Raw genomic sequence first — 374 nt, 5'->3', positions numbered from 1 at the left:
CTGATGCGCCGGCTCGGCGCGTACGAGGCCCTCAACCTCGACGGCGGCGGCTCCGCCACCCTGCTCGCCGCCCACCCCGGCGCGGGCGCCCTCACCCTGGAGAACTCCCCGTCCGACGGGCACCCGCGCCCCGTGCCCAACGGCCTCGTCCTGACCGCCCCGGCCGGCCCCGGCCCGCTCGCCGGGTTCGACGTCCAGCCCGCCGGCGGCGCCACCCGGCTCTTCCCGGGCCTGACCCGCACCCTCACCGCCACCCCGTACGACGCCACGCTCGCCCCGGCCGCCGCGGCCCCGCGCTGGAGCACCGACCGGGGCCGGATCGGCCAGGACGGCGTGTACCGGGCCGACCGCCCGGGCCCCGCCGTGGTCAGGGT

1 protein-coding gene is annotated in these 374 nt (G+C 81.0%); it reads left to right on the top strand.

Annotation, left to right across the window (positions count from 1 at the left end; translation table 11 throughout):
* The coding region (locus tag VR44_RS40610) for a phosphodiester glycosidase family protein (protein WP_045952727.1) at positions 1 to 374 on the top strand (374 nt) is incomplete at both ends.

Origin of the sequence: Streptomyces katrae, from assembly GCF_000966975.1 — a bacterium.
Taxonomy (GTDB): Bacteria; Actinomycetota; Actinomycetes; order Streptomycetales; family Streptomycetaceae; genus Streptomyces; species Streptomyces katrae.
Note: the sequence above shows the minus strand (reverse complement) of the source record. Positions and strands in the feature narration are given on the sequence as shown.